At 71.4% G+C, this 18,766-nt stretch carries 3 protein-coding genes; all 3 read right to left on the bottom strand.

Features of this window, described 5'->3' with window-relative positions:
• Positions 1 to 13 precede the first annotated feature (13 nt).
• Complete coding sequence (locus tag KHP12_RS45755; protein WP_211834584.1) at positions 14 to 6,535, bottom strand: type I polyketide synthase; 6,522 nt, start codon at positions 6,533 to 6,535, stop codon at positions 14 to 16.
• Between the two features lie 18 nt (positions 6,536 to 6,553).
• A complete protein-coding gene (locus tag KHP12_RS45750) occupies positions 6,554 to 12,082 on the bottom strand; it encodes a type I polyketide synthase (RefSeq protein ID WP_211834583.1) in 5,529 nt (1,842 codons plus the stop codon).
• A 79-nt stretch (positions 12,083 to 12,161) separates the two neighbouring features.
• Positions 12,162 to 18,749, bottom strand: coding sequence for a type I polyketide synthase (locus KHP12_RS45745; protein ID WP_211834582.1), 6,588 nt, complete (start codon positions 18,747 to 18,749; stop codon positions 12,162 to 12,164).
• Between the last annotated feature and the right edge of the window lie 17 nt (positions 18,750 to 18,766).

Here is an 18,766-nt window from a genome sequence, read left to right as displayed (position 1 = left end):
TTCCGAACCGACATTACTTCCCGGCCTTGCTCATGGCTCGTTGCACCAGACTGGCGACATCCATATCGGCGATCGCGGCAGCCGGTTGCCCGTCCGCCGCCTGCCCATCCGCCTGCTGCGCCGCTTCGGGCTCTCGGACCAGCGCCATGAGGGTGTCGAGGATGCCCAGCTCCTGGAAGCGGCTCAGCGGTGTGCCGGCCAGCACACGGCGCAGCTCCTCCTCGCTCCCAGCGAGACTCTGCGCAGGTGGCGCGTCCGGGCAGAGCTTCGTCCGCAAGTGGCGCATCAGGGCGATGGGCGTCGGATAGTCGAAGACCAGCGTGGCCGGGAGCCGTATCCCGGTGTGGTTGCCCAGCCGGTTGCGCAGTTCCACCGCCGTGAGGGAGTCGAAGCCGATTTCGTTGAACGCCAGGTCCGGCCCGATGGCATGGGTGGAGGCGTGGCCCAGTACCCGAGCCGCCTCGCGGCAGACCAGGCCGAGCAGGATCTGCTCCTGTTCCTCGGGCGTGGCCCTGGTCAGGCGCTGGGTGAAGGCATCCAGATCGGCGGCCGTCCGAGCGATGCGCCGGCTCTGCCGGACGAGGCCACGGAGCAACGGTGGCACCGGTCCGGTGGCGGCCTGGGTTCGCAGTGCGCCCAGATCCAGCTTCATCGGAAGCACCACCGACTGGGGCATCCGCAGTGCGGTGTCGAACAGCGCCCCGCCTTCGCCCTCCGACAGCCCGGCCACGCCCCCGCGTGCCATGCGCTGCTGGTCGGCGTCGGTGAGGTGGCCGGTCAGCCCGACCCCCGCGCCCTGTGCCCAGAGCCCCCATCCCAGGGAGATGCCCGGGAGCCCCTCGGCGCGGCGCCGATGTGCCAAGGCATCCAGGAAGGCGTTGGCCGCCACATAGCTCCCCTGCCCCGAGCTGCCGAGCGTCCCCGCGGCCGAGGAGAACAGGACGAAGGCCGCCAGATCCAGCCGCCGGGTCAGCTCGTGCAGATGGAGTGCGGCGTCCACCTTCGGGGCGAAGACCGTGTCCAGCCGCTCCCTGGTCAAGGCGGTGATCACTCCGTCGTCCAGTGCTCCCGCGCTGTGCACCACGGCAGTCAGTGGCGCGTCTTCGGGCAGCGAGGACAGCAACCCCGCCAGGGCGTCGCGGTCCGCGACATCGCAGGCGGCGATCCGTACTCGTGCGCCGAGCGAGGTCAGTTCCCGCTCCAGTTCGGCGGCGCCGGCGGCCTGGGGTCCGCTCCGGCTGGTCAGCACCAGATTCCGTACGCCGTGCTCGGTCACCAGGCGCCGAGCGGCCACCTTCCCCAGCGATCCGGTGCCACCCGTGATGAGCACAGTGCCGTCCGGGTCGAGTCGACGCGGCACGGTGAACACGTTCTTACCGATGTGCTGTGCCCGGCTCATGAAGCGGAATGCGGCCGGAGCGCGCCGGATGTCCCATACGGTCACCGGTGGCGGGGTCAGCACCCCCTTCTCGAAGAGGTCGACCAGCTCGGTCAGCATCCGCTGGATGCGCTCGCCGCCGGCTTCGGCCAGGTCGAATGCCCGATAGGCAACGCCGGGGTGCTGAGTGCCCACCTCTTCGGCATCCCGGATATCGCTCTTGCCCATCTCGATGAACCGCCCGCCCCTGGGCAGCAACCGGAGTGAGGCGTCCACGAAGTCTCCGGCGAGGGCGTCCAGCACCACATCGAAGCCACGGCCACCGGTCATCTCGAAGAACCGCTGCTCGAACTCCAGCGTCCGGGAGTTGGCCAGTCGGCCGTCCGGGACACCGGCGGTGTGTGCGGCGTCCCACTTGGCCGGGCTCGCCGTTCCGTAGACCTCGGCGCCCCAATGCCGCGCCAGCTGCACCGCGGCCATGCCCACGCCGCCGGCTGCCGCATGGATGAGGACCGACTCCCCGCGCTCCAGCCGTGCCAGGTCCCGCAGCCCGAAGTAGGCGGTGAGGAACACGCAGGGGACCGCGGCCGCCTGCTCGAAGGACCACCCCTCGGGCATGTGGACGAGGGTGAGGCAGTCGGCGACGGCGAGGGGGCCGCCCGCGCCCTCGAAGAGTCCCATGACCCGGTCGCCCGGAGCGAAGCGGGTGACACCCGGGCCGACCTCCCTGACCACGCCCGCGCCCTCGTTGCCGATGCTGATCTCGCCGGGGTACATGCCCAGCGCCATCAGCACATCGCGGAAGTTGAGTCCCGCGGCACGTGTCTCGATCCGGACATGGCCGGGTGGCAGTGGCGCCAAGGCATCCGGCGACGGCAGCAGCGCCAGGCCCTCCAGTGTCCCCGGGCCGCGGGTGCCCAGCTGCCACGCGGGTTCTCCCTCGGGCGCCACCAGCGCCTCATCGGCCGTCGCCCGGGTCAGACGGCGTTGGTGGCAGACGCCCGCGCGTAGTGCGAGCTGTGGTTCGTCTCCGGCGAGCAGGGCGGGTAGAAGGATGGGCAGGGCCTCAGTGGAGGCCGGTGTGTCGTCCGCGTCGAGGAGCAGGATCCGCCCGGGGTTCTCCGACTGCGCGGTGCCGACCAGCCCCCAGGCCGCGGCGACCGCCGGATCGACCGGGTCGGTGTCCCGCACTCCTACGGCACCCCGCGTCAGCATCACCAAACGCGAGTCCTCCAGCGTGGGCTCGGTCAGCCACACCCGGAGCACGTCCAGCACTTGGCCCGCCAGCTCATGCGCGCGGGCCGCGCCGGTGTCGTCGCTTACGGCATCACCGGGGCCGATCTCGTACAGCAGCACCGGCGGCGACTCGGCCGACGCGTCGGTTCGAGTGGCCAACTGCCGTACGTCCTGCGCGGTGTGTACGGAGACGGTGTCAAGCGGTACGTCGGCGGCGTCGACCCGCAACTGCTCCCACCCTACGAGGAACATCTGGTCGGTCGTGGCCTGTGTGGCGGCGTCCAGCAGCGCCGCAGGCATCGGCCGCGACACCAACGACTCGACCACCGCCACCGCCGCCCCACTGGGATCAGCCAGCCGAAGGCCCACGCCATCCTTGCCGTTGGGTGTGATACGCACGCGAAGTGCCGAAGCGCCGGAAGCGTGCAGGGACACTCCGCGATAGGCGAACGGCAACGCGGGCCCCACCTGGTCATCAGTACGGTCGCGGAACGCGGTGGCGTGCAGGGCCGCGTCGAGCAGTGCGGGATGCAGCCCGAACGCGGTGGCTTCGGCCGACAGCTCCTCCGACAGGGCCACCTCGGCGTAGATCTCGTCGCCCCGCGTCCACGCGGCACGCAGACCGCGGAAGGCCGGGCCGTATCCGTAACCGTTCGCCTCCAGCTCCTCGTAGATGCCGAGCACCCGCTCCTCCGGGACCGCCACCGCCCCGGCGGGGGGCCACTGTGTCAGGCCCGCGTCCAGGTCATCGGGGGTGTCCTGGGCCAGGGTGCCGCTGATGTGGCGGGTCCAGGGGGTGTCGATGCCGCCGTCCTGGCCGCGTGAGTGCACTGCCACGGGGCGTCGGCCGGAATCGTCCTCCACGCCGACGCTCACCCGCAGCTGCACACCGTCGCGCTCTGGCAGGGTGAGCGGTGCTTCGACGACGAGCTCTTCGACGACACCACAGCCGACTTCGTCACCGGCGCGCACCGCCAGCTCCACGAACGCCGCCCCGGGCAGCAACACCGTGCCCGCCGCCGCGTGGTCGGCCAGCCATGGATGCGTACGGAGCGACAGGCGGGAGGTGAACAACAAGCCCCCTGACTCGGGCAGTTCGGTCACGGCGCCCAGCAGTGGGTGCTCGGCCCGCGCAAGCCCGAGCGCGGCCGCGTCCACTGATTCGCCTCGCCGTCCCAGCCAGTAGTGCTGGTGTTGGAAGGCGTAGGTCGGCAGATCCACCGCGACGTGCGCGGGAATGTCGCCGAGCAGGGCGGTCCAGTCGACGGGGACACCACGTACGTACGCCTCGGCCAGGGAGGTGAGCACACGGCGCATACCACCCTCGCCCCGGCGCAGTGTCCCGGTCACCACCACCGGTCCGGCATCCACCCGCTCCGCCGCCGCCTCAATGCTCATCGTCAGCACCGGATGCGCACTCACCTCAACAAACGCCCGGAAGCCCTCCTCCAGCAGCCGCTCAATGGACGGGGCGAACCGGACCGTGCTCCGCAGATTCCGATACCAGTACCCGGCATCCAACTCAGCCGTGTCCAGCCACTCCCCCTCCACCGTGGAGAAGAACGGAATACGTGAAGACACCGGCCGGACCTGCGACAACGACCGGGCCAGCTCACCCTCGATCGCCTCCACCTGCGCCGTATGCGAGGCATAATCCACATCCACCCACCGCGCCCGCACCCCCACGCCCTCACACTCCACCACCAACTCCCCCAACGCCTCCGGCTCACCAGCCACCACCACCGACAACGGCCCATTGACCGCCGCAACCTCAACCCGACCCGACCACCCCTCAACCAACCGCCCCGCCTCCTCCACACCCACAGCCAGCGACACCATCCCACCCAAGCCCGACAACCCCGCCGCGATCGCACGACTCCGCAACACCACCACCCGCGCCGCATCCCCCAACGACAACCCACCCGCCACACACGCCGCCGCAATCTCCCCCTGCGAATGCCCCACCACCACCGACGGCACCACACCAGCCGCCAACCACACCCGCGCCAACCCCACCATCACCGCAAACGACACCGGCTGCACCACATCCACCCGATCCAACGACACACCACCCCCAACACCCCGCACCACATCCACCAACGACCACCCCGTCAACGGATCCAACACCCCCGCACACTCCCGAAGCCCCTCCGCAAACACCACACTCGACTCCAACAACTCCGCACCCATCCCCACCCACTGCGCCCCCTGACCAGGAAAGACAAACGCCACCCGACCCTGCGCATCCGCCCGTCCCACCACATCGCTACCGACCACCTCGCCCCCGGCCACGGCCGCCAACCCCGCCAGCGCCTCACTCCGGTCCCCCGCCAGCACCACCGCACGTTCCGACAGCCCTGCCCGTGATGTCGCCAGGGAACGTGCCAGATGGCCCAGTTCCACTTCCGGCCGTCGCTCCACAAAGTCCAGCAGCCGCCGTGCCTGTCCCCGCAACCCCGCACCACCACGCCCCGACACCACCAACGGCACCACACCACCCGGAACCTCCGACACCGGCACCACCTCGACCGCCGACTCCGGCGCCTGCTCCAAAATCACGTGAGCGTTCGTCCCACTCACCCCAAACCCCGACACCCCCACCCGACGCGGACGCCCCACCTCCGGCCACACCCGCTCCTCCGTCAGCAACTCCACCGCACCCGCCGACCAATCCACCTGCGGCGAAGGCTCATCCACATGCAACGTCCTCGGCAACACCCCATGCCGCAACGCCAACACCATCTTGATCACACCAGCCACACCCGCAGCCGCCTGCGCATGACCAATATTCGACTTCAACGATCCCAACCACAACGGACGCCCCGCAGGCCGATCCTGGCCGTAGGTCGCCATCAATGCCTGGACCTCGATCGGATCACCCAGCGTGGTGCCCGTGCCATGGCCCTCGACGGCATCCACATCGCCCGCCACCAACCCGGCACCCGCCAACGCCTGCTGAATCACCCGCTGCTGCGACGGACCATTCGGCGCCGTCAGACCATTCGACGCACCGTCCTGGTTCACCGCACTACCCCGCACCACCGCCAACACCCGATGCCCACGCCGCTCCGCATCCGACAGCCGCTCCACCACCAGCACACCCACACCCTCGGCCCACCCCGTGCCATCCGCCGAGGCCGCGAACGACTTGCAGCGGCCGTCTTCGGCCATGCCGCGCTGTCGCGAGAAGCCGACGAAGGCGCTGGGAGTGGACATGACGGTGGCCCCTCCGGCCAGCGCCATCGAGCACTCGCCCGACCGCAGCGCCTGCGCGGCCAGGTGCAGGCCCACCAGGGAGGAGGAGCACGCCGTGTCGATCGTCATCGCAGGGCCCTCGAACCCCAGCTCGTAGGCCACCCGGCCAGTGAGCACACTCGCCGAACTGCCCGTCATCAGATAGCCCTCGACGCCCTCGGGGACCGTGTCCACGTCCGTGGCGTAGTCCTGGTTGAGGGTGCCGAAGTAGACACCGATGTCCTTGCCACGCAGGGCCGTTGGATCGATCCCGGCGCGCTCCAACGCCTCCCATGACGTCTCGAGCAACAGCCGCTGCTGCGGATCCATCGCCAGCGCCTCGCGCGGCGAGATCCCGAAGAAGCCCGCGTCGAACTCCCCCGCATCGCGCAGAAAGCCACCCTCGCGGACATAGCTGGTACCCGGGTGATCCGGATCCGGGTCGAAGAGGTTCTCCAGATCCCAGCCACGGTCCTCCGGAAACCCACCGACCGCGTCACCACCGGACACCACCAGGTCCCACAGCTCCTCCGGCGTGGTCACCCCACCCGGCAACCGACACGCCATCCCCACGATCGCGATCGGCTCCGACCGCGCTTCCTCGATCTCGGTGAGCCGCTGCCGCGCCTGGTGCAGATCGGCGGTCACCCGCTTGAGGTATCGGACCAGCTTCTCGTCGTTGTCCACCGGAGGTCACCTTCCCCTTCACTCGTAGGCGCGGTCGGAATCCGCCGGGTCCACGATTCCGAACTCGTCGTCGATGAAGGCCAGTACGTCGTCGACCGACGCCGCCTCGAGCGTCGCTTCGATGTCGGCGCCTCCGGCCGGCCCGGGGGCATCGGTGCCGAGCTTGGCCGCCAGAGCCCGGAGCCGGGCGGCGGCGCCGGTGTTCTTGGCAGTGTCCGGTGGCCGGGCGGCCACCAGTTCTTCGAGCCTCGCCACTTCGGCCAGCACCGGGTCCCGCGTGGCCTCGGTGCCCAGGCGGGTGTTCAGGTGGTCCGCCAGTGTCAGCGGCGTGGGGAAGTCGAAGGCGAACGTGGCGGGGAGCCGCAGCCCGGTACGGGCGAGGAGCCGGTCCCTTAGCTCTATCGCCGTGAGCGAGTCGAAGCCGACGTCGGTGAATGCCGCATCGGGGCCGATACGGCCGACCGAGGCGTAGCCGAGCACATACGCCGCCTCCTGCCGGACCAGGTCGAGCAGGATCGCCTGACGGTCCGCGGGGCCCGCCCCCGCCAGTCGTTCGGTGAGCGCGTCGGCGTCGTGCGCATGCGCCGACCGGGCCTTCTGCCGGATCCGCCGGGGCTGGGGGACCAGCCCGCGCAGCAGTGGCGGCACCGCCCCGGTGGCGGCCTGGGCCCGCAGTGCGCCGAGGTCCAGTTTGATGGGGAGGACCGTGGGTTCGCCGGTACGCAACGCGGTGTCGAAGAGCTCCATGCCCTCGGCAGAGGTCAGCGCGGCGAGTCCGTCGCGGGCCAGTCGTCGGTGGTCGGTGTCGCCGAGCTGGGCGGTCATCCCCGCGTCCTGGGACCACATGCCCCAGCCGAGGGAGATCGCGGGAAGCCCTTGGGCGGCCCGGTGCTGTGCCAGCGCGTCGAGGTAGGCGTTGGCGGCGGCATAGTTGCCCTGTCCGGAGCTGCCGAACGTACCGGCGGCCGAGGAGAACAGGACGAAGGCCGACAGGCCCAGGTCCCGGGTCAGCTCATGCAGATGGAGCGCCCCGTCCACCTTCGGCCGGAACACCTCATCCATACGCTCCGGGGTCAACGCGGTCAGCACACCGTCATCCAGGACACCGGCCGTATGCACCACCGCCGACAGCGGAGCATCGTCCGGAACGGCATCCAGCAGCTCGGCCACCTCGCCCCGGTCCGCCACATCACACGCGACGATCCGCACCCGTGCACCCGCCCCCACCAGCTCCGCCTCCAATGCGGCAGCACCGTGCGCACCAGGCCCGCTCCGACTGGCCAACACCAGGCTCCGCACCCCATGCACGGCCACCAGATGCCGTGCCACCACCCCGCCCAGCGCCCCCGTACCGCCCGTCACCAACACCGTCCCGTCTGCGTCCACACCGCTCAGTTCGGCCTCGGGCGGCTCCACCACACGGATGAGCCGCCGTAGGAAACACGCACCCGCGCGGACCGCGGCCTGGGTCTCGTCGGCGGCGAACAGGGCGGGGACGAGGGTGCTCAGCGTGGCGTACGAAGACGGTTCGTCGTCGACGTCCAGCAGGAGGATCCGGCCGGTGTTCTCCGACTGCGCGGTGCCGACCAGCCCCCATACGGCGGCGATGGCGGGGTCGACCGCCTCACCCGGGTCCACGGCGACCGCGCCCGTGGTCAGCACGACCATCCGCGTGCTGTCCAGCGCCGGTTCGGTCGACCACGCCTGGATGACTTCCAGTACGCGGCTGGTCAACTCGCGCACACTACCGGTCTCGGCCACCTCGACCGTTACGGCGTCGAACCGGTCACCTCGCTCGGCCAGCGCGCGCACATCCTCGGCCGTGGCCACCCGCACCGCGCCCAGTGGGGTGCCATCCGACGTCAGCGCCGTCTTCTCCCATCCCGGGCGGAGCAGACGGTCATGTGTCGAGGGGGCCTTGAACTGCCCGGGCTCGACCGGGCGGGACACCATCGAACCCACCGAAGCCACCGGGGCGCCGGTCTCATCGGCCAACTCCAGAGTCAGGGTGTCCTCGCCGACGGGCATCACCCGTACCCGTAAGGCCGTGGCACCCGTGGCGTGGAGCGCCACATCGCGCCAGACGAAGGGCAACGCTGTCCGCTGGTCGGCACGCTCCGCACGGTGCTGGAACGCGGCGGCGTGCATGGCCGCGTCGAGAAGTGCCGGATGCAGTCCGAACCCCGCCGCCTGCGCCCGATGCTCCTCCGGCAGCGCCACCTCCGCGTACACCGCGCCATCCAGCCGCCACGCCGCCCGCACCCCCTGGAACACCGGCCCATACCGGTAGCCGACCTCTTCCAGCCCGTCGTACAGGCCCTCCACGTCGCCCGGATCCACCGCCACCGCACCCGGCGGAGGCCACGCCGACAGCCCCACATCAGCAGCGGAGAGCCCCGCCGCGGCACGCACCGTCCCGCTCGCGTGCCGCACCCACGCAGCACCCACGCCCGCGTCCTCCGCCCTCGAATACACCCGCACCACACGCCGACCACTCTCATCGGCCTCCGCCACACTCACCCGCACCTGGACCGCCCCGCCCTCCGCCAACACCAGCGGAGCCTCCATCACCAACTCCTCCACCCCACCGCAACCGACCTCATCGCCGGCCCGCACCACCAACTCCACAAACGCCGCCCCCGGCAACAACACCGCACCCGCAGCCACATGATCAGCCAGCCACGGATGCGAACGCAGCGACAGCCGGGAAGTGAACACCACCTCACCCGACCCCGGCACCTCCATCACCGCACCCAACAACGGATGCTCCACCCCCGCCAGCCCGGCAGACGCCACATCACCCACACCCCGGTGCTCCCCCACCAACCAGTAATGCTCCCGCTGGAAGGCGTACGTCGGCAGATCGACCGAACCGGTACGCGTTCCGCCCATGGCAGTCGCCCAGTCCACGTGCACACCACGCGTATGGCAGGTGGCCAGGGCCGTGACAAGGGCCCGGGTCTCGTCGCCCTCCCGGCGGAGGGCCGGTACGAAGGCGGCCTGCCCCTCGTCCAGGCACTCGCGGCCCATCGCGGACAGCGTGCCATCGGGGCCCAGCTCCAGATACGTACTCACCCCGTATTCCGCAAGCGCCCGCACACCATCCGCGAACCGCACCGCCGAACGCACATGTTCCACCCAGTACGTCGGCGAACACACCACCTCCGCATCCACCAACTCCCCGGTTGCGTTCGACACCACGGGAATCTCGGGAGCCGCGAACGACAGGCCCTCAACCACCCGCCGGAACTCCTCCAGCATCGGCTCCATCCGGGCGGAGTGGAACGCGTGCGAAACCGCCAGACGCCTCGTCCGACACCCCTGCCCCGACAACTCCCGCGCCACCCGCAGCACCGGCTCCTCATCCCCGGAGAGCACCACCGCCGCAGGACCATTCACCGCCGCGATATCCACCCCCGGCACCAGCAACGGACGCACCTGCCCCTCACCCGCACCCACCGCCACCATCGCGCCACCCTCCGGCAACGCCTCCATCAACCGACCCCGCGCCGCCACCAACACCGCCGCATCCTCCAGCGACAACACACCCGCCACATGCGCCGCCGCCACCTCACCCACCGAATGCCCACCCACCACATCCGGCACCACACCCCACGACTCCACCAACCGGAACAACGCCGTCTCCACCGCGAACAACCCCGCCTGAGCAAACACCGTCCGCTCCAACAACTCACCGTCCCCGAACACCACCTCCCGCACCGAACCCGATACACCCCCGGCGTTCAGCTCCCGGTCCAACACCTCACACACCGCATCGAAGGCATCCCGAAAGACCGGGAACACCTCATACAACCCACGCCCCATCCCCACCCGCTGACACCCCTGACCAGCGAACAACACCCCCAACCGACCACGCACCACCGCACCCGACACCACCCCCACACCCGACTCACCCCGCGCCACCACACCCAACCCCGCCAGAGCCTCCTCACGATCCCCCGCCACCACCACCGCACGATCCGACAACCCCGCCCGACCACCACCCAACGCAAAACCCAGCTCCGTCACCCCCACCTCCGGGTGGCCTTCGGCGAAGTCCAGCAGCCGCCGCGCCTGGGCCCGCAACCCCGCATCGCCACGCCCCGACACCACCAACGGCACCACACCACCCGGAACCTCCGGCGCCACGTCAACCGCCGTCTCCGGAGCCTGCTCCAGAATCACGTGGGCGTTCGTCCCGCTCACCCCGAAACCCGACACCCCCGCCCGACGCGGACGCCCCGCCTCCGGCCACGCCCGCCGCTCGGTCAGCAGTTCCACCGCACCCGCCGACCAATCCACCTGCGGCGTGGGCTCGTCCACGTGCAACGTCTGCGGCAACACCCCATGCCGCAGCGCCATCACCATCTTGATGACTCCGGCCACGCCCGCCGCGCCCTGGGTATGGCCGATGTTGGACTTGAGGGAGCCCAGCCACAGCGGGCGGTCCTCCGGCCGCCCCTGGCCGTACGTGGCGAGCAGCGCCTGCGCCTCGATCGGGTCGCCGAGCGCGGTCCCCGTCCCATGGGCCTCCACCGCGTCCACCTCGGACGGGCCAAGGCGCGCATGGGCCAGCGCCTGCCGGATGACACGTTGCTGCGACGGACCGTTCGGGGCGGTCAATCCATTCGACGCACCGTCCTGGTTCACCGCACTGCCCCGCACCACCGCCAACACCCGATGACCGTTCCGCTCCGCATCCGACAACCGCTCCAGCAGGAGCACCCCCGCGCCCTCGGAGAAGCCGGTGCCGTCCGCCGTCGCGGCGAATGCCTTGCAGCGGGCGTCGGCGGCGAGTCCGCGCTGGCGTGAGAAGCCGATGAACGCCCGTGGTGTGCCCAGGACGGTGACGCCACCGGCCAGCGCCATCGAGCAGTCCCCCGCCCGGAGGGCCCGCGCCGCCAAGTGGAGGGCGACCAGGGACGCGGAGCAGGCGGTGTCGACCGTGACGGCGGGGCCCTCGAACCCGAAGGTGTAGGAGATCCGGCCGGAGAGCACACTTCCGGCGTCGGAGGTCGTCAGATAGCTCTCCAGGGCCTCGGGCAGCTCCGGCAGCCCGGCCCCGTAGTCGCTGCCCGCGAAGCCGGAGAAGACACCGACGTCCTTGCCTCGCCACGTGGTCGGGTCGATACCCGCTCGTTCGAACACCTCCCAGGAGAGTTCGAGCATGATGCGCTGCTGCGGATCCATCGTGACCGCCTCGCGCGGGGATATCCCGAAGAAGCCCGGGTCGAACTCCCCGGCGTGATGCAGAAATCCGCCCTCCCGGACATAGCTGGTGCCCCGGTGGTCGGGGTCCGGATGGAAGAGGTTCGCCAAATCCCAGCCACGGTTCACGGGGAAGCCGGTGATGCCGTCCCGCCCGTCCAGCACCAGCTCCCACAGCTGCTCCGGGGAGGACACCTCGCCCGGAAGCCGGCAGGCCATCGCGACGATCGCGATCGGCTCCGTCTTCTCGGCCTCCAGCTCGCGGACCCGCTTCTGGGAGCGGCGGGCGTCCGCCAGCACGCGCTTGAGGTAGTCGCGCAGCTTCCCGTCATCTGCCATGAGTGTTCACTCCCGATGGAAACGGTGGCGTCTGCTGGAGGGTCGGCGGCATGTGGCGAGTCGTAGCGGGACCGGGCGGTCACGAGGTGCCGAACTCCCGGTCGATGAGCTCGAACATGGCCTCGTCGGTCGCGGTGTCCACGTCGAACTCCTCGTCCTGGTCGGCGGTTGTGGCGCCCGCCGTGGTCTCCCACTGCTCGACCAGCAGGTGGAGACGGGCCAGCACCGTGGCGTGGGTCGTGGGGTCGGGGGTCACCTCGGCCAGGGTCGTGGCCATGGTGTCGAGCTCGGCCATCAGCACCTCGGAGGTGTCGACCTCCTGGCCCAGTTCGGCCAGGAGGTAGCGGGCGAGGGACGCGGGGGCGGGGTGGTCGAAGATGAGTGTGGCGGGCAGCCGTACCCCGGCCCGGCGGGAGAGCCGGTTGCGCAGCTCCACGGCGGTGAGCGAGTCGAAGCCGATCTCCTTGAAGGGCTGGTTGGGCTCGATCAGATCGGCCGAGGCGTGGCCGAGGACAGCGGCGGCCTCCTGCTGGACGAGGTCGAGCAGGATCTTCTCCTGCTGGCCGGAGGTTGCCCTGACCAGCCTGCTCACCAGGTCGTCCGTGTCCGCCGCCGCGTTGTCGACGGCCCGGCGCGGGGTACGGACGAGGGCCCGCAGCAGTGCGGGCAGCGAGCCGGAGGCAGCCAGGGCGCGCAGGGCGGCGAAGTCCATGTGGGCGGGGACCAGGACGGTGTCGGGGCCGCGCACCGCGGTGTCGAACAGCTCCATGCCCTCGGGTACGGAGAGGCCGAGCATGCCGCCCTGGGCCATGCGCCGCTGGTCGGAGTCGTCCAGGTGTGCGCTCATGTCGGTGACCTGCCCCCACAGGCCCCAGGCGAGGGAGACGGCGGGCAGTCCGCTGGCGTGGCGGTAGCGGGCGAGCGCGTCGAGGAACGCGTTGGCGGCGGAGTAGTTGCCCTGGCCCGGGGAGTCGAAGGTGCCCGCGCCGGAGGAGAAGAGGACGAACGCGGCGAGGTCGAGGTCGCGGGTCAGCTCGTGCAGGTTGAGCACCGCGTCCACCTTGGGGCGGAACACCGTGTCCAGGCGTTCCGGGGTCAGGGTGGTGATCACGCCGTCGTCCAGCAGCCCGGCGGTGTGCACCACGGCGGTCAGCGGGGTGTCCTCGGGGATCGCGCCGAGCAGTGCGACCACCGCCTCGCGGTCGGCGAGGTCGCAGGCCACCGTGCGCACGGTGGCGCCCAGCGCGCTGAGCTCGTCCTCCAGCTCGGGTATCCCCGTGGCGTCCCTGCCGCGTCGTCCGGCCAGGACCACATTGCGCATTCCGTGTTCGGTGACCATGCGCCGGGCCACCAGGCGGCCCAGCGAGCCGGTGCCACCGGTGACCAGGAGGGTGCCGGTGGCGTCGGGGGTGCGGGGCAGGGTGAACACGTTCTTGCCGATGTGCCGTCCCTGGCTCATGTAGCGGAAGGCGGCCGGGGCGTGGCGTACGTCCCAGGTGTTCAGCGGCAGCGGGTGCAGCGCTCCCCGGCCGAACAGCTCGACCAGTTCGCGGAGCATCTCCCCGATGCGTTCGTTGCCCGCCTCGTAGAGGGAGAACGCCTGGTAGGAGACGCCGGGATGGGCGGTCGCCACCTCCTCGGGGCTTCGCAGGTCGGTCTTGCCCATCTCCAGGAACCGGCCGCCTCGGGGCAGCAGCCGCAGCGAGGCGTCCACGAACTCCCCGGCCAGGCTGTCCAGCACCACATCGACACCCCGGCCCTGGGTGGCGTCCAGGAAGTGTGCTGCGAAGTCCACGGTGCGCGAGTTGTCGAGCCGCTGCTCGCTGATTCCGGTGGCGCGTACGGCGTCCCATTTGGCGGGGGCGGCGGTGGCGAACACCTCGGCGCCCCAGTGCCGGGCGAGCTGCGCGGCGGCCATGCCGACACCGCCGGCGGCGGCGTGGATCAGTACGGACTCACCGGATCGCAGACCGGCGAGGTCGCGCAGTCCGTAGTAGGCGGTGAGGAACGCCATCGGCACGGTGGCGGCCTGCTGGAACGACCAGCCGTGCGGGATCCCGACCACGGTGCGGTGGTCGGCCACGGCCAGCGGGCCGACGGCGTCGGGGAACAGCCCCATCACCCGGTCGCCGACGGTGAGCCCGGTCACTCCGGGGCCGATCTCGGTGACCACTCCGGAGCCCTCGTTGCCGATGGTGGCGTCGACCCGGTTCATGTCCAGCGCCACCAGGACGTCCAGGAAGTTCAGCCCCGCCGCCCGGACCTCGATCCGGACCTGACCGGCGGCCAGCGGCTCCAGCGCGGCGGGTGCGGGGCGCAGCGCCAGACCTTCGAGGGTGCCGTCGGTGCCGGGCTCCAGCCGCCAGGCCGCCGCGCCCGCGGGTGGGGCCAGCGCGCCGGTGGTGTCCGCGCGGGTGAGGCGGCGGGCGTAGCGGATGCCGTCGCGCAGGGCGAGTTGTGGCTCTCCGCCGGTGAACGCGCCGGACAGCAGGGCCAGGGACGCCTGGGCCCGGTCGGTGTCCACCAGTGTGATCCGCCCGGGGTTCTCGGCCTGGACGGACCGGAGCAGACCGCATACGGCGGCGGCGGCGGGGTCGGTGAGCTCACGGTCGTGGTGCACGGCCACCGCGCCGTGGGTGAGCACGAGCAGCCGGGTGTCCTCGAGTTCGGGTGCGGCCAGCCAGGTCTGGAGCAGTTCCAGCACCCGGCCGGTCACCTCCCGTACGCCGCTCGCGCTCGGCTCCTGGCCGTCGCCGGCCAGGTCGAGGAGCAGTGCCTCGGGCACGCCCAGGTCGGCCGTCTCGACCAGTTCGCGGATGTCCTCGGCGGTCGCCACCGGTACGGGGTGCGGGGTGTCCGGTGTGGTGTCCGCCGCCGGTGCCGGGAGCTCGTCCCAGCCGACGCGGAACATCCGCTCCCGGGCGGGGCTGGTGCCAGTGTCCAGCAGTTCGGTGGCCACCGGCCGGGACACCACGGAGCCGACGGTGGCGACGGCCGCGCCACCGGTGTCCGCCAGTCGAAGCGTCACTTCCTCGGGGCCGTTCGGTGTGATGTGGACGCGTAGCGCGGACGCCCCGGCGGCGTGCAGGGCGATGTCGCGGTAGGCGAACGGCAGCGCCAGCGTGGCCTGGGCGGCGCCGAGGTCGCGGAAGGCGATCGCGTGCATGGCGGAGTCGAGCAGCACCGGGTGCAGGCCAAAGCCGTCCGCCGAGAGTCCTTGGTCGTCGGCCAGTGCGACCTCGGCGAACACCTCATCGCCCCGGGTCCACACCGCGCGCAGCCCCTGGAAGGCCGGTCCGTAGCCGTAACCGGCGGCGGCCATGTCCTCGTACGCCTCGGACACCCGCTCGCCGTCCACCGCGACCGCGCCGGCCGGTGGCCACTGGGCGAGGCCGGTGTCGGGTGGAGTGGCGACGGCGGCCGGTGCGAGGACACCGGTGGCGTGCCGTGTCCAGGCCGCCCCCGGCCCGCTTCCCTCCGCGCGGGAGCGCACGGAGAGCGGGCGCCGCCCGGAGTCGCCCGCCTCGCCCACGTACACCTGGAGGCGTGCGCCGTCGCCGTCGGCCAGGGTGAGTGGTGCCTCGATGACGAGTTCTTCGACGACACCGCAGCCGACCTCGTCACCGGCGCGCACCGCCAGCTCCACGAACGCGGCCCCGGGCAGCAGCACGGTGCCAGCCGCCGCGTGGTCGGCCAGCCACGGATGCGTACGCAGCGACAGCCGGGAGGTGAACAACACCCCGCCGGACTCGGGGAATTCGGTGACCGCGCCCAGCAGGGGGTGCTGGGCCGGTTCCAGGCCGAGCCCGGAGGCGTCGCCGAAGGTGTCGGTCGACTCCAGCCAGTAGTGGTGCCGTTGGAAGGCGTACGTCGGCAGATCGATCCGGCGCGGGTCCGAACCCGCGAACACCGTGGCCCAGTCCACCGGCAGCCCGCCCACATGGCCCTCTGCGAGGGAGGTCAGGAACCGTCGCGCACCGCCCTCGTCGCGCCGCAGGGAGCCCACGGCCACCGCGTCGGCCCCGGCGTCCTCGAACATCTGCTGCATGGCCGTCACCAGCACGGGATGGGCGCTGGACTCGACGAAGAAGCCGAAGCCGTCGGCGAGGAGTTCATGGACGGCGCCCTCGAAGTCGACCGGGTGGCGCGCGTTGCGGAACCAGTACTCGGCGTCCAGTTCGCCGGTGTCGAGCACACCGCCGGTGACCGTCGAGTAGAACGGGATGTGGCCACGGCGCGGCGTGATGTCGGCGAACATCGCGAGGATGCGGTCCCGCAACGGATCGACCTGGGCGCAGTGCGAGGCCACCGTCGAGCCCACGACCTGCGCCCGGATCCCGTCGGCCTTGCACCCGGCCACGAACTCCTCCAGCGCGGCCACCTCACCCGCGACGGTCACCGCCGAGGGGCCGTTGCGTCCGGCGATCACCAGCCGTTCGCCCCAGTCCGCCAGCCGCTTCTCCACGGCGTCGGGCGACACCGCCACGGAGGCCACCGCGCCCTTGCCCACCAGTTCCTCGGCGAACAGGGCGCTGCGCAGGACCACGATCCTGGCCGCGTCCTCCAGCGACAGCGCCCCCGCCACGTACGCCGCCGCGATCTCGCCTTGGCTGTGGCCGACCACCGCCGCCGGTTCGACCCCGGCCGCCGCCCACACCGCCGCCAAGGACACATGCACCGCGAACAGCGCGGGTTGCAGGATTTCGATGCGGTCCAGGGAAGGCGCGCCGTCGACCCCCTGGATCACATCGGTGACGGACCAGTCCAGGAGGCGGCCCAACGCGTCGTCGCATTCGGCGAACCGGGCGGCGAACGCCGGTGAGGAGGCCAGCAGTTCGGCCGCCATGCCCTGCCACTGCGAGCCCTGTCCGGGGAAGACGAAGGCGATGTGACCGGTGGCCGGGCCGGTGCCGCGGACCACATCGGGGGCGGGGGTGTTCTGGGCCAGTGCGGTCAGGCCGCGCAGTGCGGCGTCCCGGTCGGTGGCCAGCACCACGCCGCGTTGCTCCAGCGCGGCGCGCCCGGAGGCCAGCGACCAGCCGAGGTCAGGCAGGGCCACGTCGGGGTGTGCGTCCAGGAACGACAGCAGGCGCTGGGCCTGAGCGCGCAGCCCCGGCTCGCCCCGCCCGGACACCAGAAGTGGCACCGGGGCGTCGTGGAGCACCCGGGCATCGTCGAGCACCGGGGCGTCATCCAGTACCGGTGGCGAGGACGCCGGTTCGCCGGCCGCGCCCGATGCGTCGGTCGAGCCGGTCGCGGGGCCGGCTTCGCCGGGCTGGAGGGCCGGGGCCTCTTCGAGGATCACATGGGCGTTGGTGCCGCTGATGCCGAAGCCCGATACGGCGGCCCGGCGTGGCCGTCCCGTCTCCGGCCACGGCTGTTCGCTGGTCAGGAGCTCCACGGCACCGGCCGACCAGTCCACCTGGGGCGTGGGCGCGTCCACATGCAGCGTCTTCGGCAGTACGCCGTGCCGCATCGCCATCACCATCTTGATCACACCGGCCGCACCGGCGGCGGCCTGGGTGTGGCCGATGTTGGACTTCACCGACCCCAGCCACAGCGGGCGGTCGCGGTCCCGGCCGTACGTGGCCAGCAGGGCCTGGGCCTCGATGGGATCGCCCAGCGCCGTACCCGTGCCGTGTGCCTCCACCACGTCCACATCGGCGCCCGACAGCCGCGCGCCGCTCAGTGCCCGGCGGATGACACGCCGCTGTGAGGGGCCGTTGGGCGCGGTGAGGCCGTTGGAGGCGCCGTCCTGGTTCACCGCCGAGCCGCGCACCACCGCCAGTACCGGGTGTCCCGCGTCGACGGCGTCGGACAGGCGCTCCAGCAGAAGCACACCGGCGCCTTCGGAGAACCCGGTGCCGTCCGCCGAGGCCGCGAACGCCTTGCACCGGCCGTCGGGGGCCAGTCCGCGCTGCCGGGAGAAGCCCACGAAGGCGTCGGAGGCCGCCATCACGGTGACCCCGCCGGCCAGTGCCATCGAGCACTCACCCGCCCGCAGCGCCTGCGCCGCCAGATGCAGCGCCACCAGCGACGAGGAGCACGCCGTGTCGATCGTCACGGCGGGGCCCTCGAGGCCGAGTGCGTAGGAGACCCGTCCGGACAGCACACTTCCCGCGCCACCGGTGAGGATGAAGCCCTCGAGCCCTTCGGGGACCTCGGCGAGGCCGGCGCCGTAGTCGTGGAACGCGATACCGGAGTAGACGCCGACGTCCTTGCCCCGCTTGCTGGTCGGGTCGATCCCGGCGCGCTCGAACACCTCCCAGGACAGCTCCAGCATGATCCGCTGTTGGGGGTCCATCGCCACGGCCTCCCGGGGCGAGATGCCGAAGAAGCCCGCGTCGAACTCACCGGCGTCGTGCAGGAAGCCCCCTTCCGTGGCATAGCTGGTGCCGGGGTGGTCCGGATCGGGGTGGAAGAGGTTGTCCAGGTCCCAGCCGCGGTTCACCGGAAAGCCGGAGATGCCGTCACCGCCGGTGGACACCAGCTCCCACAGGTCTTCCGGTGTGCTCACCCCGCCCGGCAGCCGGCAGGCCATCCCGACGATGGCGATGGGGGCGGAGGTGGCCGCGACCGCCTTGTCGTACTCGTGCTTCAGCCGGGCGTTGTCCTTCAGCGAGGCGCGCAGGGCTTCGACGATCTGTTCGCTCTGGCTACTGCTCATGGCTGCCTCCCACCGCG

The organism is Streptomyces asiaticus (genome assembly GCF_018138715.1).
Classification (GTDB): Bacteria; Actinomycetota; Actinomycetes; order Streptomycetales; family Streptomycetaceae; genus Streptomyces; species Streptomyces asiaticus.
Note: the sequence above shows the minus strand (reverse complement) of the source record. Positions and strands in the feature narration are given on the sequence as shown.

Coding starts and splice junctions, on each gene's coding strand:
- KHP12_RS45750 (WP_211834583.1), bottom strand. CDS start 12,082: ATGGCAGATGACGGGAAGCTGCGCGACTACCTCAAGCGCGTGCTGGCG.
- KHP12_RS45745 (WP_211834582.1), bottom strand. CDS start 18,749: ATGAGCAGTAGCCAGAGCGAACAGATCGTCGAAGCCCTGCGCGCCTCG.